Origin of the sequence: Bacteroides sp. 14(A) (assembly GCF_000526555.1) — a bacterium.
Taxonomy (GTDB): Bacteria; Bacteroidota; Bacteroidia; order Bacteroidales; family Bacteroidaceae; genus Bacteroides; species Bacteroides cellulosilyticus.
The window spans coordinates 2,340,493-2,361,719 of the sequence record NZ_JAGH01000002.1; the positions used below are offsets into that span (position 1 = coordinate 2,340,493).

Annotated in this window: 20 protein-coding genes; 9 read left to right on the forward strand and 11 right to left on the reverse strand. The window is 43.0% G+C overall.

Translation table 11 applies throughout. The annotated features are described in order from the left end of the window. Positions 1-115: 115 nt before the first annotated feature. The 8 genes from K429_RS0116275 to K429_RS0116310 all read right to left on the reverse strand — a co-directional run bounded on the left by K429_RS0116275 (position 116) and on the right by K429_RS0116310 (position 7,673). Positions 116-880, reverse strand: a complete 765-nt coding sequence (locus K429_RS0116275) for a jacalin-like lectin (RefSeq protein WP_026367607.1) — start codon at positions 878-880, stop codon at positions 116-118. Positions 881-1,009: 129 nt separating this feature from the next. Further along, the gene (locus K429_RS0116280) at positions 1,010-1,213 is read right to left on the reverse strand and encodes a hypothetical protein (RefSeq protein WP_026367608.1); all 204 of its coding nucleotides are present in this window, start codon (positions 1,211-1,213) and stop codon (positions 1,010-1,012) included. A 136-nt stretch (positions 1,214-1,349) separates the two neighbouring features. After that, positions 1,350-3,095, reverse strand: a complete 1,746-nt coding sequence (locus K429_RS0116285; protein WP_007219627.1) for a hypothetical protein — start codon at positions 3,093-3,095, stop codon at positions 1,350-1,352. A gap of 69 nt (positions 3,096-3,164) precedes the next feature. Continuing rightward, positions 3,165-4,142 carry a glycosyl transferase family 90 gene (locus tag K429_RS0116290; RefSeq protein ID WP_007219626.1) on the reverse strand — a complete coding sequence of 326 codons (978 nt, stop codon included), beginning with the start codon at positions 4,140-4,142 and terminating at the stop codon, positions 3,165-3,167. A 126-nt stretch (positions 4,143-4,268) separates the two neighbouring features. Next, entirely contained in the window at positions 4,269-5,060 is a 792-nt protein-coding gene (locus K429_RS0116295) for a biotin--[acetyl-CoA-carboxylase] ligase (protein WP_044096708.1), read from the reverse strand. Then, the gene (locus K429_RS0116300) at positions 5,057-5,413 is read right to left on the reverse strand and encodes an MmcQ/YjbR family DNA-binding protein (RefSeq protein ID WP_007219624.1); all 357 of its coding nucleotides are present in this window, start codon (positions 5,411-5,413) and stop codon (positions 5,057-5,059) included. The genes K429_RS0116295 and K429_RS0116300 overlap by 4 nt, the downstream gene beginning before the upstream one ends. Before the next feature lie 40 nt (positions 5,414-5,453). Next, the gene (locus K429_RS0116305; protein WP_026367610.1) at positions 5,454-7,202 is read right to left on the reverse strand and encodes an AAA family ATPase; all 1,749 of its coding nucleotides are present in this window, start codon (positions 7,200-7,202) and stop codon (positions 5,454-5,456) included. A gap of 105 nt (positions 7,203-7,307) precedes the next feature. Then, a complete protein-coding gene (locus tag K429_RS0116310; protein ID WP_007212259.1) occupies positions 7,308-7,673 on the reverse strand; it encodes a YraN family protein in 366 nt (121 codons plus the stop codon). Between the two features lie 93 nt (positions 7,674-7,766). On the opposite strand from K429_RS0116310, the gene K429_RS0116315 reads away from it, so the two are divergent. From K429_RS0116315 to K429_RS0116325, 3 genes are all read left to right on the forward strand, one after another. Continuing rightward, positions 7,767-8,000, forward strand: coding sequence for a hypothetical protein (locus K429_RS0116315; RefSeq protein WP_007212260.1), 234 nt, complete (start codon positions 7,767-7,769; stop codon positions 7,998-8,000). Positions 8,001-8,034: 34 nt separating this feature from the next. Then, a complete protein-coding gene (locus K429_RS0116320; RefSeq protein ID WP_007212261.1) occupies positions 8,035-8,469 on the forward strand; it encodes a nucleoside deaminase in 435 nt (144 codons plus the stop codon). 88 nt (positions 8,470-8,557) lie between these two features. Beyond that, positions 8,558-8,737 (forward strand): hypothetical protein, encoded by a 180-nt coding sequence (locus K429_RS0116325; protein WP_007212262.1) that lies wholly within the window; start codon positions 8,558-8,560, stop codon positions 8,735-8,737. Here K429_RS0116325 and K429_RS0116330 read toward each other — a convergent pair whose 3' ends face one another. The 3 genes from K429_RS0116330 to K429_RS0116340 form a co-directional block, all read right to left on the reverse strand. Next, positions 8,738-9,052 (reverse strand): DUF4834 family protein, encoded by a 315-nt coding sequence (locus tag K429_RS0116330; protein WP_026367611.1) that lies wholly within the window; start codon positions 9,050-9,052, stop codon positions 8,738-8,740. Between the two features lie 68 nt (positions 9,053-9,120). Beyond that, positions 9,121-9,819 (reverse strand): CDP-diacylglycerol--serine O-phosphatidyltransferase, encoded by a 699-nt coding sequence (gene pssA / locus K429_RS0116335; protein ID WP_022210523.1) that lies wholly within the window; start codon positions 9,817-9,819, stop codon positions 9,121-9,123. Between the two features lie 7 nt (positions 9,820-9,826). Further along, complete coding sequence (locus K429_RS0116340) at positions 9,827-10,516, reverse strand: phosphatidylserine decarboxylase family protein (RefSeq protein WP_026367612.1); 690 nt, start codon at positions 10,514-10,516, stop codon at positions 9,827-9,829. 170 nt (positions 10,517-10,686) lie between these two features. Between K429_RS0116340 and dnaE the strand changes: the two genes are divergently transcribed. The 6 genes from dnaE to K429_RS0116370 all read left to right on the forward strand — a co-directional run bounded on the left by dnaE (position 10,687) and on the right by K429_RS0116370 (position 21,223). Beyond that, complete coding sequence (dnaE, locus tag K429_RS0116345; protein WP_007212266.1) at positions 10,687-14,481, forward strand: DNA polymerase III subunit alpha; 3,795 nt, start codon at positions 10,687-10,689, stop codon at positions 14,479-14,481. Between the two features lie 65 nt (positions 14,482-14,546). Next, entirely contained in the window at positions 14,547-14,864 is a 318-nt protein-coding gene (gene trxA, locus K429_RS0116350) for a thioredoxin (RefSeq protein WP_007212267.1), read from the forward strand. Positions 14,865-14,911: 47 nt separating this feature from the next. Next, complete coding sequence (locus tag K429_RS0116355; protein ID WP_007212268.1) at positions 14,912-15,250, forward strand: hypothetical protein; 339 nt, start codon at positions 14,912-14,914, stop codon at positions 15,248-15,250. A gap of 219 nt (positions 15,251-15,469) precedes the next feature. Next, the gene (locus K429_RS0116360; RefSeq protein WP_007219620.1) at positions 15,470-16,690 is read left to right on the forward strand and encodes an efflux RND transporter periplasmic adaptor subunit; all 1,221 of its coding nucleotides are present in this window, start codon (positions 15,470-15,472) and stop codon (positions 16,688-16,690) included. 24 nt (positions 16,691-16,714) lie between these two features. Further along, on the forward strand, positions 16,715-19,846 hold the full coding sequence (locus tag K429_RS0116365; protein WP_007212270.1) for an efflux RND transporter permease subunit: 3,132 nt from the start codon (positions 16,715-16,717) through the stop codon (positions 19,844-19,846). 3 nt (positions 19,847-19,849) lie between these two features. Further along, positions 19,850-21,223 (forward strand): efflux transporter outer membrane subunit, encoded by a 1,374-nt coding sequence (locus tag K429_RS0116370; RefSeq protein WP_007212271.1) that lies wholly within the window; start codon positions 19,850-19,852, stop codon positions 21,221-21,223. Positions 21,224-21,227: the final 4 nt, after the last annotated feature.

Below are 21,227 nucleotides of genomic sequence, written 5' to 3' on the forward strand. Positions count from 1 at the left end.
ATGCTTCTAATTTTCAAGAATGTGACCTTGTTTATTGCGTATATTGAGTCCGCTTTAAAGAATCGATTGTCTAAACAGGTTACTAATTAAAGTGGACTCAATATTGATAAATGTTTTATTCAAACATGGAATTTGGATAGCAATAGATACCAATTTGGTCTACTTTCTTCCCGGATTTTCCGTAAATTCCGTGCATCTGGAGACCTATATTTCCAAAATCTACTGAAGTCCAATCTCCGCCACTTCCACCAAATACATAAACTTTATTCAGGTTGGTTGTAAATACCAGTTTGTCTACTTTGCCGCCACTGCTGACCTGAAGGCTGGTGATGTATTCGTTGTTGGCTAAGAACATCCATGATTCAGCACCTCCATTTCCACCAAAATGCGCAGAATTAGTGTATATATTATTACTGTCTACCCAGTATACTTGGATTGCGTCAATAACCGCACCGTGCTTGACTTTTATAGCAAGGATTTTTTTCCATGTCGCATTACCAGATAGGGTTGCTGGTGCATCAAAAGAGGCACCACCATTTCCTCCCCATGGACCGAATGAAATTCCGCTGGAAATTCGTGTGTTCGCAGAGAATGCCGGAGTTTCTATTTCTTTAGAATTCATAGATTTGAGATGCTCTATCTCTTTAGAAAAGTCTGGTCTGTTATAGTTGTGATAGATGGTCTTTCCTTCGAAATTTTGCTCTAATTGGTGTATGTATGTCATGTAACTGATGTAGCTTGTATCTGTTGCTATGCTTTTGGCTGAAATTACATCAGAATCAATACTTGATTTATTGATTATTACAGGCTCATTATCATTTGTGCACGAAACTAATAGTGCAAAAAAGAAAATTGTGAATGTTGATAGTTGGTTTTTCATAATGTTTTTTGTTAAATAGTTGATTTTTAATTGAGTTATTTCGAAATAATCGTGGTGATGTTTTGTATCCTAAATGTGCTGTTCCTTTGTAACTTTAGAAGTGTTCATAGAAAGATTCTTCCCCTATGGTTAGTTCAATGGTGTATTTCCCTTTTGGTAGTCTGGGTAATTCAAATATATGCCATTTTGAGTAGCCGTCGGCATTATAGGCAAGGAACGGTCATCCTTTACCCAATCATCGACATTTTCTTTATATAACTGTATTTGTGTTTCCTGTGCCATGCCATCCATGTAAAACAGAAAACTGATGAATATGAAAAGTATTCGCTTCATAATTTTTGCTTTTTAGTTGATTCTTGTTTGCAAATATGAGCTTTTCTAAAATCACATCAAATGATTGGAGTGTGCAATGTAGTGTGCATATTCCTTTTCAGTGTGCAGTATAGTGTGCTAAAATGGACTAATTAGCTTATAATGAGAGTATAATGTCGTCCCAGTCCTTCGGACTTCCTTTTGTGCCGAAAACTTTTTTATAAAGTCTCCGGCGGGTAGAAGAAATGGCCTCCTTGCTACGATTCGTCAGTTTTGCAATGTCTATGGGAGGGATGTTTATCTTAATAAGTAGGCAAACAGAGTATTCTTGCTCGTTCAGATTATAGAGGTTGCGCAACTTTTCGGTGAAACCTTCGTAAAGGCTGTCTATGGTTTCTTCAAGTTCTTTCCAGTCGTTGCCGGAGAGTCGTTTTTTAGTCGTGAGTAGTTGCTGGATATGCTTGTATATTTTTGATTCCGGAAGTGCGGTATCGGATTGTTTACGCCTGATCAATTCTATTTCCGCTTGCTTGTTTGTACAGAGGGTTAGTTCTATTTGCTCTTCCAATTGGGCCCTCAGTGTATTGTTTGTTAAATCGGCTTCCTGCAGTTCTTGTTCCAGTTTTTCAATTCTCAGCTCGTTTTCTTTTATGTACAGGGCACTTTTTCTGTATTGCTCTTCCTTTAATTGGCTGAGCTTTTTTAATTGGATATTAAGCAGCTGTTTTTTCCGTTTGTAGCGTTGAAGGTAGGCGAATAATAGGGCAATGATAAGAATTCCTATTGATATAATATAAATAATGAGGTTTTGTTTTCTTTCATTTGCTGTTTTCAGTCGGTTGTTCTCCTTCTCGCGGAGTTGGTAATTGTAGAGAGTATGTAATCGGCGAATGGTTTCTATATTGGTGATTTGGTAGATGGAGTCCGTGCATTGCTGGTATTGGCGGAGGTGCAACAATGCCTCTTGGGGATTGTTGTGCATGATGGCGATTTCCGCCAATCCTTTGCAGGCTGTCTGCTTGGCATAAATGGTGCCGCACTTCAGTAATTCTGTATAGTAATAAATGGCGGAATCAATAGAGCCTGTCTTGTGATATAGTTTTGAGGCCATGGAAAAGATGCCGCTTCTACTGGGAATATCCAAGGAGTCCAATGAGGGTTGCAGGAATTTTCGAGCTAAGTCATATTTTTCTAATTCAATGTACAGGCTTGCCATTTGGCTTTGCACCATAGCCATAAGATCGTAATTTCTCAGAACTTTCGCTATATAATAAGCCTTTCGGAGGTAATATAGGGAACTGTCATTTTGGTCGAGGCATCGGTAACCATTGGCTATATCTCGTAAATTGAATACCATACTTGCGCTATCCTTTAGTGCTATATTGCATTTTCGCGCTTCTTTTAATATTTTCAGTGCTTCATCATAAGTCTTCTGATAGAGAAACAACGTTCCCATCTGGCTGTATATCTTGCTTTTTAGTCGATATCCTTTATTGTCGGGTAATGCGTCTATCGCCTTTTGGAAGTAATCCAGTGCTAACGGTGCATCCTCTAAGTCTCGGTATACCCGTCCCGCATAATAGTATGCCTCCGGCAAATGGTGCTCATCTTTTTTCTCTGTGTAATAATGTAGCACGGGTAGTATCAAGCTATCAGAAGTATGACGTATATATGCCTTGTCGTTTGCTTTGATGCAAAGCAGCCGATAATACATCCGCGTTGCTTCAGATTCTGCTTTCATGCTCTCTTTTAGTGTATTCAATAAAGCGATAGCGCTATCCGGTCGCGCACTCGCCAAGCTGTCCGCTACAATTAGTGATTTCGGGTAAGGCCTTTTGCCACATGCGTAGGCGCATAGGAGCAGACAGGTTAGTAGTATGAATCGTGTGCTTGTTTGTTTCATACGTACAAAGATACGTTTTTTTTTCTAAAAAAGTGAAGAGTGGAAGTGTCATAGGTGGAAAGATCGTTCTCAGAGGGCATGTTGACCGGTCACTTTGAAATATTTTTCTAACACCAATAGCGAAATCAAGTTCTCCCGTTTCCGGTTCTTGAACTGCTTTACGTATTCATTGGCATGTTTAATGATTTCCTGTGCTTCATCAATATGTTCTATATAATATTGCAAGCGGGATTCTAAATCGGAGAAATCCGGTTTTATTTCAATATAATGATAATTGGGAATCAATGTACCTTCCATGAACCATGTTTCACAGGTAGGTTGTGGCATCACTGCTATGGAATTAGAAGACATCACCCATTTTAGATTGCTTGCAACATCATTGCCTTCAAGGGCTAGAATAAACTTGTAATCTAAATGCTCTTGGATAGTTTTCTTTTCGGTCTGCCACTCTTTAGGATCGGTGGTGTTTTTGCTTACATCGCCCAAGTCGCACATTGGATGATGGAAATACATTTCCATGAATTTTTTGCGCGAAGTTTTACCTTTCACTTTTCCTCGAAAAATTACCATATTCTTCTTGGATTCGAATGTTTTCTTGTCATTAACAAAGATAAAATGTCTAACTTTGTCAAGTTTCATTATTACTGAATTTTCGTTATGGAGAGTTAAAGGGCGGCTTTTGACAATAGAAGGATATTGAGGAATATAGGTTACGTCTCCTGGACAGAAACCCCATTGGAAGCGAACTGGAAACCAACGGGTATATTGGTAGGTGTCAAAAAAATAGACCTTTTGTTTACCTATCTTATGCTCTGCTAAATGAGGTGCAGTGGAGGGTAGCTTTATTGGTCCGGTCAATTTATTATAATAGTTGACGCGTTGCTCTATATATGTTCTATCATTCCTTCGGGATAGCGTTTCTAATCTATTGTGAAGACGCATTCGAAAAAAAAACTTCGGCATTAAAAGCCTGCATGCATTTATGGCATAGTATATAAATTTTGGGTTTTTCCCACTACGTAACTTGTATAAGAATTTATTTTTCATTTTTGATCAATGTATTTCTTTAACTTACAAAGTAATGAAAAAATAAAATGATATCAAATTGTTTAGTGCGGAAAGTTATTCTAATTTCAAGAAGCTTACTTTGGAGAAAGAAGTAGACTTTGGGTATCAGAGCAGATACTGTACTTCTTTAAATAAATATCCGCGTTCTTTTCCAGTCTGATCCTTAAGAATAAATCGTCCGTCCGGTTCTACGCGTAGCAGGCGTGCAAGGAATTCACCGTCTGCGTCTGCATAACGGTGGAAGCCGTTTCGGCGGAAAAGGGAACGGACATAACGTTCTGTGATAATATCGGCTGCATTGTTTGAAGTGTCCGCTTGCAAAAGGGTATAGTATTCTTTTACCCGCTCCATGATATTGGCAAGTATCAGATAGCGGTCGTGGTCTTTTCCCGTGATTTGTTTTAAAGATATCGGATTTGGGGCGTTGCTCCGGAAGACATCTTGATTGATGTTTACTCCGATGCCGGAAATGCTGCGCCCTATATGATGACCTGAAAGATCATTCTCTATCAATATGCCGCAGATTTTCTTCTCGTTCCAGTAAATGTCGTTCGGCCATTTAATTGAGATACCTTCTGTCCATTGGTCCAATTCTTCTTTGATGGAAAGGGAGACGATTTGAGAAAGGATGAACTGGCGACGGGCTTCAATAAAAGTAGGATAGAGCACGAAACTGAATGTGATGTTCCGGCAATCTTCTGACTCCCAACTGTTGCCACGCTGCCCTTTACCGGCAGTCTGGCGCTCGGCTATGACCGTCGTGAACTCTCGGACAGCGGATTGCTGTTCATTGCAAAGTTGAGTTAAATAGTTATTCGTAGAGTCTGTTTCCGGCAATATGATCAGTGGGACAGGAAACTCTGCGGGAGTAATCATCAAATTCAGTTCTTTCTTCATATCAGGGCATCATATTCGGTACGCATTTTCTTGGTGAATTTCTTTAGTACTTCCTCATAAGCATGGTCGATGAGGCTCTTTATCAGTTTATCGTCCACATCTCCGTCAAGGAAGATTTGGTTCCAGTATTTCTTGTTAAAGTGGTAGGCGCCCTCAATAGCTGAGTAATGTTCACGCAATTCTATTGCATACTCCGGATCACACTTCATACAGATTTTGTTAGAGCCTTCCAAGTCAATCAGTACAAACATCTTATCCATCACTTTCATCACAAGTGAATACTCGTCGAACGGAAGACATTCCGTTACGGCTTTTTTGGCAAGACAGTATTCGCGGGCGGTTTCTATATCCATACTTTCTGTTTTTAATTTCTATTAATTTGCGGGTGTCCGGTTACGAAATTTGCTTGAATTTCACCAAATCCCATCCGCGGAACACTAGGGCGATTGCGATAATTTCCGTAGTACCTTTCTTTTCCTGTACTTTCGGACAGGCTACATATTGCGCCAACTGTATTCCTGCATCTTCCAGCAACTTCTCCACTTCTGCATCTTTGGCGTCGCGGGGGCAATACTTCACTTCAATGGCATAGCTGTACGGCATATCGGGCAGTTGCGGAAGGTTGGGTATCAGGTAGAAGTCGGAGAAGCCTTTGTTCATTTCGTATTCGGGCATTGTTATGTAGTAACTGTTCATGCCCATATAGCTGAGGAGAAAGCCCTTGACGTGTGCTTCACCTTCCATGAATTCGCGGATGGAGCTTTGTTCCTTTAGCCGGGTGGCGATATATTGGAAGTAGCTTTCCCATTCACGGGAATAAGCCATGCCGTACATTAGTTGATTCAGTTCGTCAACATCTAGGTTCATGTGTCCGGCGGTGCGGTATGCGTCTGCCAGATAGCCGTATAGTTGTTCGCGCACCACTTGGTTGGGGATTGTCAGTTGCAGCATCGGTCCGCGTGTACCCGCTATTGTCAGCATTCCGTAATAGAAGAGCAGACTCTTGAAATTATCCGTTTGCGCTATCTCCACGGCGGGGAAGGACTCTTTTATCCTGCCAACCGTTTCACCCTGTGTAATGATTTCTTGAATGATACTGGCATTTTTGCCGAAGTTTTTGTCTATAAGGATGAGGTGGCGCAGTTTGTTATAGTCAGTGCGGCAGTTGGTGTCGAGCATGTTTTCGGGTGGCAGTTGCGTGCTTAAATAACTGTTCACGAAGTAGAGAACCATATCTGAATTATATATTGGCAGTTCCTTTAGTGAACGACCTGAGAAACAGTAATTATCATACCACGGTTTCATCATGCTGATCAACTCATCGACGGGATGAATGATTTTTCCTTGCTGCCGGTAGTATTCTAGCAATTCCCGTACTTCGGCTTCGGTGAATCCGATCATGTTGTTGAATACCGGGTTGGTGCTTTGATTGCTGGCGATATTGAAGCCACTTGTGAGATCGTCCATCGTTACAGGGCTGACACCGGTGATGTACATACGTTCCACAACCCTGTCAGTATAGTCTTTGACGGTTTTGAGAAAGTTCCGCAGAAAACCGTCGCCATGGGTGAGGGAGCGATAACGGGTATTGCCGTAGTTGACCAGTACGTTGTTGGCAAAGTTATCGTATTCGTCGAGGATGAGGTACATCTTCAGGCCTTGTCTCCGCAATGACAGGCATACCGCGGTCAGCTTCTCGGAAGCCACTTCTTTTTGTTGTACCATTTCAAGGGTGTCTGGTGGCAGTAAATCTGCATATTTCAGACAAAAGTCCGTAAATATCATGTCGCAGTTACTGTTGAATGAGGCTTCCATTTTTTCCGGGTCGGAGACGATACTGGAGAAGCTCATCTTCAGCACAAGATACTTGTTGCGGTCTGGAGTAGGATGTTTTCCCACGTATAAGTTGCCAAACAGTTCATCAAATTGTTTTTCTGTCTTACAATCATAATAGCATTCCAGCATATTGAGGAAAAGACTCTTCCCGAAACGACGGGGGCGGACGAAAAAGAAGAAACGGGCAGTCTGTTCTATCTGTCTGATATATTCCGTCTTATCGACATAATAATAGTTATTACGGATAATTACAGGAAAGTCTGTCATCCCGTAAGGGATTAGCTTAGTGGAATTTGCCTGATTCATAAATAGAGTTTTTTTAGAATATTTCCGAACGAAGATAGAGAGTTTTCCCGAAACGGGCAAGAAGAATTACGAAAATGCTGTGTAAAAGCACTTTTCATGTTTGATTCAGAACATTGGCGGATAAAATGCATCTTTGATATGCTTTATTTCAAATGCATCAGCTTCACCGACAACGGTAATGATATCAAAGCGGACAGGGGCATCAATACTGAAATGTTTGATGTAAGCATCAGCGGCTACTACAATATGGCGTACTTTCTGCCAGTTAACAGCATCTTGCGGTTCGATGTACTCTGTATTACTACGGGTTTTCACCTCCACCACAATTAATAGTCCGTCCTTGACTGCCACAATGTCCAGTTCGAGACGGTTTTTTCGCCAATTACGGTGGTTGATGGTGTATCCGTTACGTTCCAGGTACGCCACTGCGGCGTCTTCTCCGGTCTTTCCGAGGGTATTGTGTGCTGCCATACCTATATTCGTCCTTATTTTTAGCTGTTTCTATGCAAAAATACGTTTTTTCTGCTTTGTATTTACAGAAGTAAAACTAATTTTGCAGGAAATATGAGAAAGAGAGATAAAACGTGTGCGAAAGCAACACCCGAAGAACCCAAACGCGAACAGCGTATTGTTTGCCTGATGAGCGAGGAAGAGCTGCGGATTGTAGACCGTTATCTGGAGAAATACAAGATAACGAATAAATCGCGGTGGCTGCGGGAGACTATTCTCATGTTTATCCATAAGAATATGGAAGAAGATTATCCTACCCTTTTCGGTGAGCATGATATGAGACGATAAAGAGAATTCTTTAATCCTAATTAAATTGAAGCGGATGGACGATAACTATTATATGAAACAGGCGTTGATTGAAGCACGTAAGGCTTCCGAAAGAGGAGAAGTGCCCGTTGGCGCAGTCGTTGTATGCAAAGACCGTATTATAGCTCGCGCCCATAACTTAACAGAAACTTTGACTGATGTGACTGCTCACGCTGAAATGCAGGCTATTACTGCCGCAGCCTCTACTCTTGGCGGAAAATATCTGAATGAATGTACTCTCTATGTTACAGTAGAGCCTTGTGTTATGTGTGCGGGGGCGATTGCCTGGGCCCAGATGGGAAGACTTGTGTTTGGTGCCGGAGATGAGAAACGTGGATATCAGCGTTATGCATCTCAGGCCTTGCACCCGAAAACGGCAGTTTCACAGGGTGTTCTTGGTGAAGAGTGTGCAGTGCTTATGAAGGATTTTTTTGCGGCAAAACGTCGCTGAATTCTAATATAGTTCCTTTTTTTGATCTGTATTTCGTATTTTATCCGTATATTTGACTACTTAACAGATTCTTAAAATACATTATGTAATGGAATATCATCGTATATCTTTTATTCACAACGATACAGAGTATTCATTTATCAAAGCTATGAATGACAGGTTAGTGGGATATGCCTTAATGTCTGCTTGCCGACTGGAAGTTCAAATTTATATGAAGGAGAATAATCTGAGAGGTAAATACATTCTTACCGGCATGGCAAAAATCTGATTACTCATTAATTTCTTCAAAATCCACGTATTCTCCTTCATCTTTAGAGAAAAGTTTTTTGTGTTTTCTATGGATATCATTTCCAGGGGAAGTTGTTTCTCCGTTGGATTGCGAAGAAGCATCCTGTTGTTGATCACCCGAGAAAGAATAACCTCTACCGGATTGATAACTTCCTCCGCCATTCTGGTAAGTACCTGAAGAACTACGACGTTTCCCCAGTCCGAAAACTGTTCGGAGAACGGTGCCGATGATGCTGAGTCCGATGACCAGAATAACGACTATAATGACAAATAAAAATCCTAAGATGTGAAACATGGGCTAATCGTTTTTATATATTGTTCGTCTTACGAACGATAGTACAACAACCGTGCCAAAAGATTTGTTTAGAGCTTCTTTCTCACAAACCAGCACAGAATGATGTACCAGCCAATGACAGCTGCAAGTCCTACAAAAATAAGCAAAGGAATGCTGACTATCAAAAACAAATAACGGATTTTATTTTCTTCCCAAGAGAAATTCTTCAGTTTGAAGGCGAACATTGGGAATTCAGATACCAGTAACAGAGAGAATAACACGATGCAAATCAATAAACCATACAGGACTACTCCACCTTGTATCAGCCAATCATGGTATTGTGCCGCTGCTGCTGCCCAAAATAAGGTATTGGCAGGAGTATTTAGGCCGATGAATGAGCTGGTCTGGCGTTCGTCAATATTAAATTTAGCCAAACGCAATGCTGAAAATACAGCAATGAGGAAAGCAAAATAGGGAACATATTCTTGAAAACTGCTCATCCAGTCGGGATAAGTAGTTTCGCGTAATAGAGAGAATACAATTACTGAGGGTACTACTCCGAAGCTGACGTCATCTGCCAAAGAGTCCAATTCTTTTCCAATAGGAGAAGGAGCATTCAGCAACCGCGCTGACATTCCGTCGAGGAAGTCAAATACAGCGCTGATAATAATGAAGGTAAGAGCCCATTCATACTTGAACTCGAAAGCCATAACACATGCAATACAGCCTGAGAACAGATTCAGACATGTCAATGTATTGGGGATATGGCGGGTAATACAGTTAGGCATTGTTTAGTTATTTTAGTTTGGCTATCACAGTCTGGTTTCCTGTAGTGGTTTGTCCCATCTTTACGAACACTTCTGTACCTAACGGGAGATATACATCTACACGGGAACCGAATTTGATAAAGCCCATGTGTTCATCGATATAACAGTCTTCACCGGGTTCGGCATAGGTGACGATGCGTCGTGCCATCGCTCCGGCAATCTGACGTGCCATTATTTCTACACCTTCGGGAGTCTCAATTACCACTGTAGAACGTTCGTTGTCCGTACTGGCTTTCGGTAACCAGGCTTTCATGAACTTTCCGTTATGATGGGCTACCTTCTTCACGGTTCCGTCTACCGGATACCAATTAGCGTGTACATTGATAACACTCATAAAGATGGAAATCATGAGCCGACGATCGTGGAAGTATTCATTCTCATCCACTTCTTCTATAACTACTATTCTACCATCGGCAGGTGCCACCACTATTTTCTCGGTGTCTTCCTGGCCAAACAGGCGGATAGGGCATCGGAAAAAATTCACCAGCATTCCATACAGGACAATACTTACCACAGCTACGATATAGAATGGCACTTTGCATTCTAATCCAAAGTAGAGAGCGGAATTAACAACCAGTAGCAACAATAAACTGCCGGCCAGTGTATGTGTCCCCTCACGGTGAATTCGTATCTTTTTTAGTTTTTTTAGTCGACTCATGTAAGTTGTTTTATTCTTCGAATAGAAATTATCGGCAAAAATAGGCTTATTTTGAAAATCTAACAAGCATTTGGGGCGAGAAATGCAGATGTTGATAACTTTTAGGGAAATATTTTTGTTAGGTCTTATATACGTTGTACTTTTATGCTCTCAATTGAAAGGAGATATTTATGCAGGATTTTGTTCATTTGCACGTTCATACCCAGTACTCCCTCCTCGATGGTCAGGCCAGCGTAAGCGCGTTGGTGGACAAGGCTATGAAGGATGGAATGAAAGGGATAGCCGTGACTGACCACGGTAATATGTTCGGCATTAAAGAGTTCACAAATTACGTTAACAAGAAGAATGGTGGGCCGAAGGGAGAGATTAAAGATCTCAAAAAGCGGATAGCCGGTATTGAAAGTGGTGAGATAGCTTGCGAAGACAAAGACGCGGAACTTGCTGATTGTCGTGCGAAGCTTGCGGAAGCGGAAAATAAGTTGTTCAAGCCGATAATCGGTTGTGAGATGTATGTAGCGCGCCGCACCATGGATAAGAAAGAAGGTAAACCCGACCAGAGCGGTTGGCACTTGATTGTGTTGGCTAAGAATGAGAAAGGATATCATAATCTGATAAAACTGGTATCCAGAGCCTGGACAGAAGGATATTATATGCGTCCGCGTACAGACCGTAACGAACTGGAAAAGTATCATGAAGGATTGATCGTCTGTTCAGCTTGTATTGGTGGTGAGGTGCCTAAAAAGATACTTAACGACCAATTGGAAGATGCAGAAGAAGCCGTGCGTTGGTACAAAAATCTTTTTGGTGAAGATTATTATCTGGAGTTGCAACGCCATAAGGCAACCGTGCCCCGTGCCAATCACGAAGCTTATCCGCTACAGCAGAGGGCGAATGCCAAGCTGATAGAGTTTGCCAAGAAATACAATATCAAACTTATTTGCTCCAACGACGTTCACTTTGTAAACGAGGAACATGCTGAGGCACACGATCGTTTGATTTGTCTGAGTACGGGTAAAGATCTGGATGACCCTAAACGCATGCTTTATACCAAACAAGAGTGGATGAAGACAAAAGCTGAAATGAATGAATTATTTGCAGACATTCCCGAGGCTTTGTCCAATACGCTGGAAATCCTAAATAAAGTAGAATATTATTCAATCGATCATGCGCCTATCATGCCGACTTTTGCTATTCCTGAAGATTTCGGAACAGAAGAAGGGTATCGGCAAAAATATACTGAGAAGGATTTGTTTGATGAGTTCACTCAGGACGAAAATGGTAATGTAGTATTAAGTGAAGAGGCTGCCAAGGCTAAAATCAAACGCTTGGGTGGATATGAAAAGTTATATCGTATAAAATTAGAAGCGGACTACCTTGCCAAACTTACTTTTGACGGTGCTAAAATATTCTATGGTGATCCTCTGTCCGAAGAAGTAATGGAACGATTGAAGTTTGAACTTTACATTATGAAGACGATGGGTTTCCCAGGGTACTTCCTTATTGTACAGGACTTCATTGCTGCCGGGCGTAATATGGGTGTCTCGGTAGGTCCGGGACGTGGGTCGGCAGCCGGTTCGGCAGTAGCGTATTGCTTGCAGATTACAAAAATCGACCCCATTAAATATGACTTGCTGTTTGAGCGTTTCTTGAATCCCGACCGTATCTCCTTGCCTGATATCGATATCGACTTTGATGATGACGGACGTGGTGAAGTGCTTCGCTGGGTGACACAAAAGTACGGTCAGGAAAAAGTGGCGCATATTATCACATATGGTACGATGGCTACCAAACTTGCTATCAAGGACGTGGCCCGTGTGCAGAAACTTCCTCTGTCGGAATCTGACCGTTTGGCCAAATTGGTTCCCGATAAGATACCTGATAAAAAGCTGAACCTGCGGAATGCTATTGATTATGTTCCTGAATTGCAGGCGGCTGAGGCTTCTCCCGATCCTTTGGTGCGTGATACGCTGAAATATGCTAAAATGTTGGAAGGTAACGTACGCGGTACGGGTGTGCATGCCTGTGGTACGATTATTTGTCGTGACGACATTACCGACTGGGTGCCTGTTAGTACGGCTGATGATAAAGAAACGGGTGAAAAGATGCTCGTTACTCAATATGAAGGTTCGGTAATTGAAGATACAGGCTTGATTAAGATGGACTTTCTGGGATTGAAAACATTGTCAATCATCAAGGAAGCTGTAGAGAATATTCGCCTGCACCGCAAGCTGGAGTTGAATATAGATAAAGTGCCTATTGACGATCCTGCTACTTATAAACTATATAGTGATGGGCGTACGATTGGTACATTCCAGTTTGAGTCTGCCGGTATGCAGAAATATCTGCGTGAGTTGCAACCTTCTACTTTTGAAGACTTGATTGCAATGAATGCTCTCTATCGTCCGGGACCTATGGATTACATCCCGGATTTTATCGACCGTAAGCATGGGCGGAAACCGATTGAGTACGATATTCCTGTCATGGAGAAATACCTGAAGGATACGTATGGTATTACGGTATATCAGGAACAGGTGATGCTTTTGTCCCGTCTGTTGGCTGACTTCACTCGTGGTGAGTCCGATGCCTTGCGTAAAGCGATGGGTAAAAAGCTACGTGACAAACTGGATCACATGAAACCTAAGTTTGTTGAAGGCGGACGTAAGAATGGACATGATCCGAAAGTACTTGAAAAGATTTGGGGAGACTGGGAAAAGTTTGCATCCTATGCTTTTAACAAGTCTCATGCTACTTGCTATTCATGGGTAGCTTATCAGACGGCCTATCTGAAAGCTAATTACCCTGCCGAGTATATGGCAGCCGTAATGAGTCGAAGTTTGTCGAACATTACCGATATCACTAAGCTGATGGACGAATGTAAGGCTATGGGTATCAAAGTTCTTGGTCCGGATGTGAATGAGAGTAATCTGAAGTTCACTGTTAACCCGGAAGGAAATATTCGTTTTGGTCTTGGTGCAGTGAAAGGTGTGGGCGAAGGTGCCGTGCTGAATATCATGGAAGAACGTGAGAAGAATGGTCCTTTCAAAGGTATATTCGACTTTGTGCAACGCGTCAATCTGACAGCTTGTAATAAGAAGAATCTGGAATGTCTGGCTTTGGCAGGAGGTTTCGATGAGTTCCCGGAATTGAAACGCGAGCAATATTTTGCCGTGAACTCTAAGAATGAAGTTTTCATGGAAACTTTGGTACGATATGGTAACCGTTATCAGGCAGATCAGGCAGCTGCCGCCAATTCCTTGTTCGGTGGTGAGAATGTAGTTGACATAGCTACTCCCGAAATTCCTGAAGCTGAACGCTGGAGTGATCTGGATCGTCTGAACAGGGAACGTGATCTGGTGGGTATCTATCTTTCCGCTCATCCGCTGGATGAATATTCGGTTGTGTTGCAACATGTTTGCAATACGCGTATGGCTGAACTGGAAGACAAAGCGGCACTTGCCGGACGTGAAATAACGATGGGAGGAATTGTTACTTCTGTACGCAGGGGCATCAGTAAGAATGGTAATCCTTACGGCATAGCCAAGATTGAAGACTATTCCGGTTCGGCGGAACTTCCTTTCTTTGGTAATGATTGGGTGACCTACCAGGGGTATCTGGGTGAACGTACTTTCCTCTTTATAAAAGCGCGTTGCCAGCCTAAACAGTGGCGGCAGGATGAATTGGAAGTAAAAATTACCTCTATGGAATTGTTGCCGGATGTAAAGGAGAAGTTGATTTCCAAAATTACCATTCTGATACCGCTTTCCGTGCTGAACCAGGCTTTGGTTACAGAGCTTGCGGCGCTAATGAAAGGGAATCCCGGAACGACGGAACTTTATTTCAAAGTGAGTGATCCTGATAGTAAGACAGTGGTAGATATGATTTCCCGTCCGGTGAAACTTTCCGTAGGACGTGAGTTAATCTCTTATTTAAATGATCGTCCGGAACTGGAATTCCGGATAAATTAGTATCTTTGCTTCCATAAAGATTTTGACAGTAATCATTAAACATTAAATAATTAATCAATAACGCAATGGCTTTAGAAATTACAGACAGCAACTATAAGGAGATCCTTGCAGAGGGTAAACCTGTAGTAATTGACTTTTGGGCCCCGTGGTGTGGTCCTTGTAAAATGGTAGGTCCTATCATTGAAGAATTGGCAGAAATGTACGAAGGACAGGTTCTTATCGGTAAGTGCGATGTAGACGAAAATGGCGATGTAGCTGCTGAATACGGTATTCGTAACATCCCTACTGTACTATTCTTCAAAAACGGTGAGTTGGTTGACAAACAGGTAGGTTCTGCTTCCAAATCAGCTTTTGATGATAAGATAAAAAAAATGCTCCTCTAAAGAGCATAATATAAATAAGGTATTAACCCTTAAAAAAACTAACTATTATGGGACTGGAAGACGATTTCTTAAAGGATGATCTCGATGACGAAAAAACCATCGAATACATCAAGAATTATTTGCCGCAGGAGTTAAAAGAGAAGTTCTCTGACGACGAATTCTATTATTTCCTCGATTTGATTGACGAGTATTATTCTGAAAGCGGCATTCTGGATGTAGAGCCGGATGAAGAAGGATGTGTCGAAGTGGATCTGGGGCAAATCGTGGATTACATCATCAAGGAAGCCCACAAAGACGAGATGGGTGACTATGATCCGGAAGAAATCCTGTTCGTGGTTCAAGGTGAACTGGAATATACGGAGTCATTGGATGATGATGAAGAATAGAAAGGTTCAGTTAAGTAAAAAAGGAGTCCGGACAGTTTGTTCGGACTTTTTTTGTGGAATTATTCCACACTTGTAGAGCAGATTCTACACTCTTCATTATTCTTGTTAAGCCATTTAATGCGTTGGCTATGAATAATAAAGGTGCAACCATCGAACTTTGGCACGCCAGTTGTGTTTTTTATTTATAGGGTTTTTAACATTAACATAAACAGAGAGCTTATGAAATCGTTTTTAAAGAAGAGAGAAATCAGAATAACGAGAAGGCAGGCAGTGATTGCCGCAATAGCTGTAGTGGTGTTGGTAGCAATTTATTGGTTTGTTACCCACCGACCGGCACCTGCACCGGATCTTCCGGTGGTAGCTGTGGAACCGGTGATACAGGATGACGTGGAAATCTATGGTGAATATGTAGGACGTGTCCGTGCCCAGCAATTTGTAGAAGTCCGTGCCCGTGTAGAAGGGTATCTGGAAAATATGCTTTTTGAAGAGGGTACTTATGTGACGAAGAATCAGGTATTGTTTGTTATCAACCGCGACCAGTATGCCGCGAAGGCAGACAAGGCGCGTGCGCAACTAAAAAAGGATGAGGCACAGGTACGCAAGGCACAGAACGACCTGGAGCGTATCCGTCCTTTGTATGAACAGAATGCTGCCAGTAGGTTGGATTTGGATAATGCAGTGGCTGCCTATGAAACGGCTGAAGCAAGTGTTGCTATGAGTCAGGCTGATCTGGATCAGGCAGAGTTGGAATTAGGATATACCATTGTTCGCTCACCGCTTGCAGGGCATATCAGTGAACGATATGTAGACCTTGGTACGCTGGTGGGGACGGGTGGTAAGTCTTTGCTTGCTACCATTGTGAAGAGTGATACAGTACTGGTAGACTTTAGCATGACAGCATTGGATTACCTGAAAACCAAAGAACGTAATGTGAATCTGGGACAAAAGGATTCTACCCGTTCCTGGCAGCCCAATATTTCTATAACACTGGCAGATAACACTGTTTATCCCTTCAAAGGTTTGGTTGACTTTGCTGAACCGCAGGTTGACCCACGTACCGGTACATTCTCTGTTCGTGCCGAAATGCCCAATCCAAAACATGTATTACTTCCGGGACAGTTCACTAAAGTGAAGCTCTTGCTGGATGTACGGGAGAATGCAACAGTAGTTCCTCTGAAATCCGTTATCATCGAGAAAGGTGGTGCTTACGTGTTTGTAATGCGCCGTGATTCCACTGTAGAACGTCGTTTTATAGAGTTAGGCCCTGAATTCCAGAACCAGGTAGTAGTGGAGAGAGGTCTGGTGCCGGGTGAGACAATAGTGGTGGAAGGATACCACAAACTAAGCCCGGGTGTAAAAGTTAAGGTTAATAATGCCCTGTTGAAGAAAGAAGACGAAGATCAAAGTCAGACACCGGATTCGGCTAAGACTGAAAAGTAATTGACGAACATAAAACAGACGCATATGAAAGTAAGTTTCTTTATAGACAGACCGGTATTCTCGGCTGTCATCTCCATACTGATTGTCATTGTGGGTATCATCGGATTGACGATGCTCCCCATTGACCAATATCCACAGATTACGCCACCGGTGGTGAAGATTAGTGCTTCGTATCCCGGTGCCAGTGCACTGACAGTATCACAGGCGGTAGCTACACCTATCGAACAAGAATTGAATGGAACACCGGGAATGCTCTACATGGAGTCCAACAGTTCCAATTCCGGCGGCTTTTCCGCTACAGTGACATTTGATATTTCCGCTGACCCCGATTTGGCGGCAGTAGAAATACAGAACCGTTTGAAACTGGCGGAGTCCCGTCTTCCGGCAGAAGTGGTACAGAACGGTATATCCGTAGAAAAACAGGCAGCCAGCCAGTTAATGACTATCTGTCTGATGTCTTCTGACCCGAAGTTTGATGAAATCTATTTGAGTAACTTCGCTACACTGAACGTACTCGATTTGCTTCGTCGTATTCCGGGTGTAGGGCGTGTCTCCAATATTGGTAGCCGCTACTATGCCATGCAGATTTGGGTGCAACCGGACAAATTGGCAAACTTCGGACTGACCGTAGCCGATTTGCAGAATGCTCTGAAAGATCAGAATCGTGAGTCCGCAGCCGGTGTGCTGGGGCAACAACCTGTACAAGGATTGGATATTACCATTCCTATTACGACTCAGGGACGTCTTTCTACTGTAGGGCAGTTTGAAGAAATCGTAGTTCGTGCAAATGCGGATGGTTCCATTGTTCGTTTGCGCGACGTGGCACGCATCTCGCTGGAGGCATCTTCATACAATACGGAGAGTAGTATCAACGGTGAAAATGCAGCGGTGTTAGGCATTTATATGCTTCCGGGTGCCAATGCTATGGAAGTGGCAGAGAATGTGAAGAAGGCAATGAATGAAATCAGTAATAATTTTCCCGACGGATTGAGTTACGAGATTCCATTTGATATGACGACATATATTTCAGAGTCTATTCACGAAGTATATAAGACTTTGTTTGAAGCATTGATATTGGTAATTATCGTGGTATTCCTGTCACTGCAAAGCTGGCGTGCTACACTTATTCCGATTGTGGCAGTACCTATTTCCCTGATTGGTACGTTCGGCTTCATGCTTATATTCGGTTTTTCGCTCAATATACTTACCTTGCTTGGATTGGTACTTGCCATCGGTATTGTGGTGGACGATGCTATTGTGGTAGTGGAAAACGTAGAACGCATTATGCACGAAGAGAAACTGCCACCTTACGAGGCTACGAAAAAAGCGATGGAAGGATTGACGGGAGCGATTATTGCTACGTCTCTGGTATTGGCGGCTGTGTTTGTACCGGTTAGTTTCCTTGGTGGTATCACAGGGCAGCTTTATCGTCAATTCACGGTGACAATTGTGGTTTCCGTATTACTTTCTACGGTGGTTGCATTGACTTTGAGTCCGGTAATGTGTTCGTTGATATTGAAACCGGAATCGCATAAGCGAAAGAATATCGTATTCCGTTATATCAACTATGCACTGAATATGGGCAACCGTAAATATGTTCGCCAGATTTCACGTGTGATAGGAAATCCTCGCAGAGTACTGGCTGCATTTGGTGTGGTACTGATAGCTATCTTACTGATAAATCGTTTGATACCGACCAGTTTCTTACCTGTGGAAGATCAGGGTTACTTCAAAGTGGAACTGGAACTGCCCGAAGGCGCTACACTGGAGCGTACACGTACTGTGTCGGAGCGTGCAGTAGAGTACCTGATGTTGAATCCGGCTGTAGAGTATGTGCAGAGCGTGGTGGGTAGCAGCCCTCGTGTAGGTAGCAGCCAGGCACGTAGTGAACTGACGGTTATTATGAAGCCGTGGGGGGCACGTGACGGACAAACCATTGATGAGGTGATGGCACAAGTGAAAAAGGATTTGCAGGAATATCCTGAATGTAAAGTATATCTTTCCACGCCACCGGTCATCCCGGGATTGGGAAGCTCGGGTGGTTTTGAAATGCAGCTTGAGGCACGTGGAGATGCCACATTCGATAATCTGGTACAAGCTACGGATACATTGATGTATTATGCATCACAGCGTAAGGAGTTATCCGGACTGTCATCATCTTTACAGGCGGATATTCCGCAACTCTATTTCGACGTGGATCGTGATAAGGTAAAACTGGCGGGAGTGCCGTTGGCAGATGTCTTTTCAACCATGAAGGCTTATACAGGTTCGGTATATGTGAACGACTTCAATATGTTCAATCGTATTTATCGTGTATATATTCAGGCTGAAGCACCTTATCGGGAACACAAAGAAAATATCAACCTGTTTTTTGTGCGTGGGGCGGATAATGTAATGATACCGTTGACTTCTCTCGGAACAACTTCCTATACAACTGGACCGGGTAGCATCAAGCGCTTCAATATGTTCAACAGTGCCGTAATTCGTGGTGGAGCGGCGGATGGTTACAGTTCCGGTCAGGCTATGGAAATCATTGAGCAGATAGCTCGCGAACACTTGCCGGAAAATATAGGTGTAGAATGGAGTGGACTTTCTTATCAGGAGAAACAGGCCGGAGGACAGACAGCAATGGTATTGGCATTGGTATTCCTATTCGTATTCCTCTTCCTGGCAGCGCTTTACGAAAGTTGGACAGTGCCCATTGCGGTGTTACTTTCATTGCCCATCGCTGCGCTGGGAGCCTACCTCGGAGTGTGGCTGTGTGGATTGGAGAACGACGTCTATTTCCAGATCGGATTGGTTATGTTGGTCGGTCTGGCGGCAAAGAATGCAATTTTGATTGTAGAATTTGCTAAAGAACAAGTAGATCGTGGAGCGAATGTGGTTAAGGCGGCTTTACATGCATCGCAGCTGCGCTTCCGTCCTATCCTGATGACGTCATTGGCATTTATTCTCGGTATGTTGCCGATGGTTATTGCCAGCGGACCGGGCTCGGCAAGCCGTCAGGCTATTGGTACCGGTGTATTCTTTGGAATGATTTTAGCTGTGACGATAGGTATTCTTTTGGTACCGTTCTTCTTTGTACTGATTTATAAGGCGAAGGCAAAAGCGAAGAGTACGAATATTAAGAAAGTTACGAAGCGATTTAAACGATAAGTTATGAAAAGAAAATATACAATATATTACATGATGGCGTTGGTGTTATTGTTCAGTTCCTGCCAGTTGGGTAAACATTATGTACGTCCGGAACTGAATCTGCCGCAACAGCTTGACTCAACGGAACAGGACACGCTCTCTCTTGCTGACCGGCAATGGTGGGAACTCTACACCGATACTACGCTGCAAGCGCTCATAGAGCGGACGCTCGAATATAATAAGGATATGAAGATAGCTGCCGCACGGGTGAAGGAACTGGCAGCAATGAAGCGCATCGATTTTGCTAATCTTTTCCCACAAGTCAGTGGAAAGCTGTATGCGGACAAGGAAGCGGAAAACTATGGCGGAGACAATTATGATTCAGACCGGAGCTATGAAGCTAAGGCAATCGTTTCATGGGAAGTGGATCTTTGGGGAAACTTACGTTGGGCGAAAGATAAGAGTATGGCGGATTTCTTAGGTTCGATAGAGGCGCAGCGGGCACTGAAAATGAGCTTGGTGGCAGAAGTGGCCCAAGCATACTTTGAACTGGTAGCTTTGGATAATGAACTGGCTATTGTCCGTCAGACACTGAATGCCCGTAAAGAAGGTGTGCGGTTGGCAAAGCTTCGTTTTGAAGGTGGACTCACTTCCGAAACCTCTTATCAGCAGGCGCAGGTGGAATTTGCACGTACTGCAACATTGGTACCGGATCTGGAGCGAAAGATTTCCATTAAAGAAAATGACATTGCTTTCCTGGCAGGTGAATATCCACGGAAGATAGAACGCTCGGTGTTACCCGAAGAGGTTAAATTGCCGGAAAATCTTCCTGTAGGACTTCCTTCCACATTGCTGGAACGCCGTCCGGATGTACGTCAGGCGGAACAGAAATTGATTGCGGCAAATGCGACAGTAGGCCTTGCGTATACCAATATGTTTCCTCGTTTGGCTCTGACAGCACATTATGGTTTGGAGAGTGCTGAATTCTCGGATTTCCTGAAATCACCTTATCATTTCCTGAGTGGTTCCCTGTTGACGCCGTTATTTGCGATGGGTAAGAACCGGGCGATGCTGAAGGCCAAGAAAGCAGCGTACGAACAGGAGGTTTACTCTTACGAGAAATCAGTGCTGACGGCTTTCAAGGATGCGCGGAATGCAATTGTAGATTTCAATAAGATAAAAGATATCTATGAGTCACGCCTGCAACTGGAACAAGCTGCACAAACAAATGTGGAGTTGGCTCAGTTACAGTATATTAATGGCGTAATCGGATATCTGGACGTGCTGGATGCACAACGTGGATATTTCGATGCACAGATCGGATTGAGCAATGCGATACGGGATAAGCAGATAACACTGGTGCGGTTATATAAGGCACTCGGTGGGGGATGGCAGTAGGAGG